General features: G+C 44.1%; 5 protein-coding genes and 1 tRNA gene. 3 read left to right on the forward strand and 3 right to left on the reverse strand.

All coding sequences use genetic code 11. The features are described 5' to 3' along the window. Positions 1-179 precede the first annotated feature (179 nt). Positions 180-599, forward strand: coding sequence for a helix-turn-helix domain-containing protein (locus tag F6J94_RS28395; protein ID WP_293019455.1), 420 nt, complete (start codon positions 180-182; stop codon positions 597-599). A gap of 154 nt (positions 600-753) precedes the next feature. On the opposite strand, the gene F6J94_RS28400 is transcribed toward F6J94_RS28395, so the two are convergent. Together F6J94_RS28400 and F6J94_RS28405 are read right to left on the reverse strand one after the other, a co-directional pair. Further along, on the reverse strand, positions 754-1,530 hold the full coding sequence (locus F6J94_RS28400; protein WP_293046581.1) for a DUF928 domain-containing protein: 777 nt from the start codon (positions 1,528-1,530) through the stop codon (positions 754-756). A gap of 75 nt (positions 1,531-1,605) precedes the next feature. Next, on the reverse strand, positions 1,606-4,221 hold the full coding sequence (locus F6J94_RS28405) for a CHASE2 domain-containing protein (RefSeq protein WP_293046584.1): 2,616 nt from the start codon (positions 4,219-4,221) through the stop codon (positions 1,606-1,608). A gap of 351 nt (positions 4,222-4,572) precedes the next feature. On the opposite strand from F6J94_RS28405, the gene F6J94_RS28410 reads away from it, so the two are divergent. Continuing rightward, positions 4,573-4,644, forward strand: a tRNA-Val gene (locus tag F6J94_RS28410). A gap of 260 nt (positions 4,645-4,904) precedes the next feature. Here the strand turns inward: F6J94_RS28410 and F6J94_RS28415 are convergent. Further along, entirely contained in the window at positions 4,905-5,822 is a 918-nt protein-coding gene (locus F6J94_RS28415) for a sulfotransferase (protein WP_293046586.1), read from the reverse strand. Positions 5,823-5,895: 73 nt separating this feature from the next. Between F6J94_RS28415 and F6J94_RS28420 the strand changes: the two genes are divergently transcribed. Beyond that, complete coding sequence (locus F6J94_RS28420) at positions 5,896-6,096, forward strand: hypothetical protein (RefSeq protein WP_293046589.1); 201 nt, start codon at positions 5,896-5,898, stop codon at positions 6,094-6,096. Positions 6,097-6,110: the final 14 nt, after the last annotated feature.

Here is a 6,110-nt window from a genome sequence, read left to right on the forward strand (position 1 = left end):
ACCCTCATAACCCTCATTGCCCTTACAACCCCTGACGTTAATGCAATAGTTTTTCTGGCTGACCACCCTCATAACCCTTATAACACTCATGATGCTTTCGATACTTCTCACCCACCCCTTGCATCTTTTAAAAAATCGTGTTAAAATAACAATATCGTAAACACAATGGTTTTACCGCCATGATGATTTCTACCGCACAAGCCGCTGAATTACTAGGTATCTCTGCCACTCGCGTCCGTTTCCTGTTGAGCAAGGGCAGAGTCAAAGGTGCTTATAAGGTCGGTAGAACTTGGGTAATTCCCTTATTTGATGGCATGCCAGTGGTCACCCCTGGTACTCGCGGACCAAAGCGGAATTGGTCAAAGCGTACAAATTACACTAAAGCTGTCATCCACGTTAATCAAAAAGTCATTCGCCAAAATCACAACACTGGCGAACGCAATCCGGTGATTACCGTAAAACGAGGCTCTAAAAACACTTACGGTCATACTGTCGAAGTCAATGGCCCCTGTCGGGTGATGTATCGCCCAGATGAGCCTCTACATTGTGGAGCACGGGTATGGATTGAGACAATTTCTGACTTTAAGGTGATCGCCTAAGCTGTTGTGCATTTGACTTAGACTCAGTTATAAAAAAGTAAGCATTAATGATAGCTGATAGCTGATACGCGACACGCTGATAGCTGAAAAACCATCAAACCCTATCCCCCTGCTCCCTACTCCCTACTCCCTGCTCCCTTGTAGTTAAACCAAACTACTCCCGACATATCAAGCTTGCCTGGGTAATTTCTTCCAATTCAACCGCTTTCAACAATCGGGACCAAGCCTCAGCAAACGTAGCATTTTGTAGATTACTACAACGAAGTTTAGCTGCTTGATTCAAGGCATCATACCAAATGCCATTTTCAGCATAAACTGTCATTAGCTTCTGCTGTGAGTTTGTTGTATCTAATGGATGCTTAAACTCTGGCAATTCAACCCGTTTCAACAGTCCTCTAATAAACAAAACCGAGTCATCGTAAAACGAGTCTGGGGAATTACAATCAACGATCAGATACCAGCGATACCACTTACCAACCTTTAAGGAGTAGGGAATAGGTATGCTAAACACACCAGACCGACTTGGCAAAGTAACAGGGAGATATTTTGGAGCAAGCTTGGTGTTAGTTTTTGAATCCTGCAAGGAAAATTCCCCAGAAAGCCCCCTCTCAACAGGTTCAGATTGATAGGAAACATGAACCCAGATAGTCGGAGACTCATTAACTGTCAATCCCCTACTATCTTTAGCGATCACAGGAGTCATCCTAAGGTTTCCTCCCATTTCAGAAACAGCCATAGGACAATATCCACGATTACCTGTACCTCGCCTACGTCCGCTCGGCGCATCACCTGAATAATCTGGCTGTTTAAACTCTACTGCTATAGATTCAGCCCTATTGCCAGTGGATTCCATCAATTGCGCTTGTGCTGGGTAGCTAGTGAGAGTCGTCAGAGCAAACGCAATCCCATAAAGCAGTTTAATTTTAACCATTGTCAACTCCGATGCTTTTGCCAAGGAAGATGCTGGCTGGGTCTCAGAAGTTCCCTTTTTGCATCAATCTAAGTTTCACATCTGATTGGAACATGGTGTATAACGTACTACCAAAACCATACCCACCGAAGTAAGCACCAATACCATTGCTGATGGCACCAGCGGTATCCAACCCCCTTGCAAAATAAACAGATAACAAATGCCATACAAAGCACCAAGTGCCACTCCCGTCGAGATTACCAAGCCACTTAGGAAATGCATACCCCTAGCCTGGCCTGAGCGGAATCCCATTACCAAACCAATTACACTTCCTACCACAGACCAACCCCAAATCCACAGCACTTCTCCCGATTCTGACCAAACCCACAACAAAGGTCGATTATCCAGAACCGCACTCAGGATTTGACTTACCATATGTCCTTGAATCACCACTCCTGGTGTTCGCTTCTCGCTCAGGGACTGACTGGCACTGTAAGGGGTGAGCCAGTAATCACTACTGGTATTAATTGGACCGGCTATACCAACAAGAATAATCCGACCCTTCAGTTGGGACCTGCGCTGGGGCGGAATCTTATCATTGAGAATATCGCCAACATTGACTGTTAGTGCAATATCTTCAGGAGAGCGACGGGAACGGTAATTTAGCAAGATTTGTCTACCTGCTGCATCCACTCTGTGGTAGCCACCGGTATCAGAATTTAATTCCTTCAGCACAACAGTTTTACCGTTACCCAAATGTGGCGCATCAATCCACAATTGCTGATTTGATGTGTAGCCCCATTGGATACCCTTAGCATCTAGATAGTATAGGGCTAGTAGCAGGCTAAGGTTATTCTTAGCAGTACACTTATCAGTCAGGTCTGGTGAGTTCAGAGATAACAGATGGCGACGGAGGATTCCCCCCTTGTCAGGTAAAGCATCACTAAAACTAATCCGATCTGGCCGAATTTCCAGGGGTGGAGAAATCCCTTCGGTGTCCCCAGCCTTAGCATCCTTCACTTTACAGATACCAAATAAATTCTTTTGTCCCAGGTAAGTTGCTAGTTTAGGGTAAGCTGGATCCACCGGAAAATCACGATAGATATCTAAGCCAATCGTGACTGGTTCATACTCCTGGAGTTTCTCAAATAGCCGAGTAAGAGTATGGTCTGATAACGATGCCCCATGCTTGGGTTGCTGTTCCTGATTTTTAATATCCTCTGGGGTAGCCTTAACAATCAACAGACGCTCGTCCCGCATTTCATAGGGTCGTTGTCGCATCAGTTTGTCAAAAGCTTTTAGTTCAAGCCCTTCCAATAGTCCCAACCACCGCAATCCCATCACCAAAGCCATGGCGAATACACTAGCCTTGAGTAACAAAATGCGATCGCACCATAGTAAACGAATCGGAAACGAATGGGATGGTTTGTCGGAGCTAGTTTGGTCTGAAGGAGTAGGGGAGGTACTGGGCAATGAAGTTTGACCCTTTGTTACAGCCGATCGCATCATGTGTTGACCCTCTGAAGAGGTTTGTGACCCATGAGCCTGACTGGAGCTACCTGAAACAGAAGGGAATTGATTGCGATCGCGCAACTGTTGCCAAGTCGGCGGAACAACAGCCGGATTTTGGCAAATCACTGGCAACCAGCTAGCACCAGGATAGTTATCTTCCCACCCTTGCAACCGTTCCCTAGCTTCCCGCACTGCCAAATATAAGGATTTTCCACCAGCAAATGCCGTTAAAAAGGACTTCAAAAACTCCTGTGCCACTCGATCGGGCACCGGCTCCCGCATCACAATCAATTGAGGAATATGTAAATCAGCCAATTCCCGTGCCAATCCCAAGCCATCGCAAGAGTTGAAAATTGCCAGTCTCAAACCACAGGTAATAGCTGTTCTCAGAGCATGCTTTAACTGGGAAATCGTTAAGCTATCAGTTTGATTAATACTTATGTAACCGGTTTTAGCATCCGCCCCACTCCCGCTATGTCCCGCAAAAAACAGGATATCCCATCCCTGTTTATCCCAAAGCTGGTGGTTAAGCTCTTGGCGTTGTGGCTGCACCACAAAAACAGTTTCCGCCTCTGGTAACTGCTCAAGTAAAGCGCGGTCTTTTTCAACCTCAATCCCTTCACTATTTCCTAAAATTCCTAATACCCTAACCTGACCCGTTGACTCTCGAGCTGGCGTTCTGACTCGCTCATACTCTTGGCTACTCAACGCCACTTCTGTCAGCGGGTAATCTTCAAATAAACGCCACAAATGCCAAGGCAATCGTCGCACTTGGTCATCTTCCGCCTCGATAATCACTCTAATTTCCTCAGACGGCATTAGTTTAGTTCGCACTCGCCGTTCAATCTTGTGAAATTCTTCAGCATTGAGCCAGGTATTAATTTGCTCTTCTAACTGTTGAGACAGATTCCTAAACTCAGCTTCTGAAACATTAGTGATACTAACGTCATGAATTTCCAGACGGAGATCGCACCTGAAGCCTCCGTAGAGTGCTGCATACATTAATTGCCAGCGTTTGTAGAGTTTAGGCAGTTCCGGTGCAGCAGGCAAACATCCAGTAAACTGAATCGGATTACGATGATCTGTTTCCCAAAGTTGAGCGATAACAGTAGGAAAACCTTCCTGACAATTTCCATTTCCCAGTTTTAAGACTACTAACTGACTCATCGATACAGCGGTTTGCAATTCAATTAAGTACAAAGTTCTGGGTTTTTAGGGAGCAGGGAGCAGGGAAAAGGGAAGAGGAAAGAGTGAAAAAAATCCTGTCTACCTGATAGTTAGGCAACCCACTGTTTATAGGGGTCTAACCATTAAAACTCTTGCGATGCTAATGTAACATTACTTACTTGTGTTTGTCAACTCCTAAATTGGTGGTATAAAAATGCTATAGTGTAGTTTTAAGATTTTATATCTAGATTGATATCTAGCTTGATCCACAGCTGACTGATTCACCATCAAGGGATATCAGAAAAGTCAGCTTTTAACGCAAACATTAGTTGTCACGTGACCGTAATTTGTGGTATACTGTAAAGCTAGTGACTAAAAAAGTATGGGCGATTAGCACAGTGGTAGCGCGCTTCCTTCACACGGAAGAGGTCACTGGTTCGAACCCAGTATCGCCCATGGGTAAGCATATGCGCACTTATCACAGGCTAGAAGCCTGTTCCACCCGCACAGAATGCATGGGTAGGGTGGGCAAAACCTTGCCCACCCTACAGGTAGCGTTAAATTGAGGGATTTGCGTAAGTCCTATCTGACTTCTAGCTAGTTTGTGGCGCAGGCTTCAACGCTGCGACATAACTCAGATTAAATGAATTCTGACCTGTTTTCTTCAATAGCTGTTCGCGTAGCGTACGCGTAGCGCTTAAGCTGACTACTTACACTCAAACAGTTAACCAAACCGAAAGGTCTCGTTGAATCAAATCTTGGAGTTTGAGGATATCATCACGATAAAATTCCAGCAACTGTTGCCGTTCCTCTTTAGAAAGAGCAGCTTTTTTCTTATCAGTTGAGTTCATGTTAATTAGCGCCAAACGAACAGTTTGCCTCACCTCTAGCGGAACGATGTACTTTAGTCCAGAAGCCACCATAGTTCTGAAGGGATTTTGTTTCCGCAACAGATCATTAACCAATTTTACTTTAGGAACTTGAGCCACTTGAGCTTTTTTGGATACATCCGGGATAAACGTTTCATCTACTCCAATGAATCGATACATATCCTGGAGCAAAGCCACGGAATTTTTACATAAATCATCGTACAGATAAACTTTTATTTTATGTCGATTAAACTTTTCAAAAAAATGTTTCAGTTGATCATTATATAGTCCTTTTTTTAGGGTAAACGACCCCTTAGAGCGAAACTTAAGCTGTTCCGATAATGGTTGAACCTTACCCGCTACATCCGTCGCTTCCCGAACGTGCATTAAATAATCCGAATAAGCTCGGTCTATGGGATTTCGGAGAATAGCAATTAGTTTAACATCGGGCAAATAACGCAATATTAGTTCAGAAGATGATTTATAATGAAACAAATAGTTAGGGGATGCTTCACCAATCGCTATTTCATCCTTAACGTCTTCGAAAAGTTTACAATATTTTTCAAAGGTATCAATTCGATTTTTGTTAGGAGTTATTAGTTCTGGAGGCAACTTTCCCCAATCTTTTTCAAAAAAATTGGTTTCCTTAACCGGACTCATATAAACTTGAGGGTGTTGCGTTAAGTAGTTATAAATCGATGTTGTTCCTGCCTTCTGTACACCTATAATTAAAAAAGTCGGTAATTTCATTTTATTTCTGGTCATAGGGAATAGGGAATAGGGAATAGGGAATAGGGAATAGGGAATAGGGAATAGGGAGTAGGGGTAATAAAATTTAATGTACCTCGTACCCTATAAAAATGTTTCCCATCTCCCCATCACCCCATCACCCCATCACCCCATCTCCCCATCACCCCATCTCCCCATCTCCCCATCTCCCCATCTCCCCACACCTCCCGACTCCCTAATTAAGGTAGTTCACTTATTCGCTTCAACCCAGGACTCTGCTGGGTTGAAGCGAATAAGTGAACTACCTTAATTAGGGAGTCGGGA

It is taken from the genome of Moorena sp. SIO1F2 (genome assembly GCF_010672755.1).
GTDB lineage: Bacteria > Cyanobacteriota > Cyanobacteriia > Cyanobacteriales > Coleofasciculaceae > Moorena.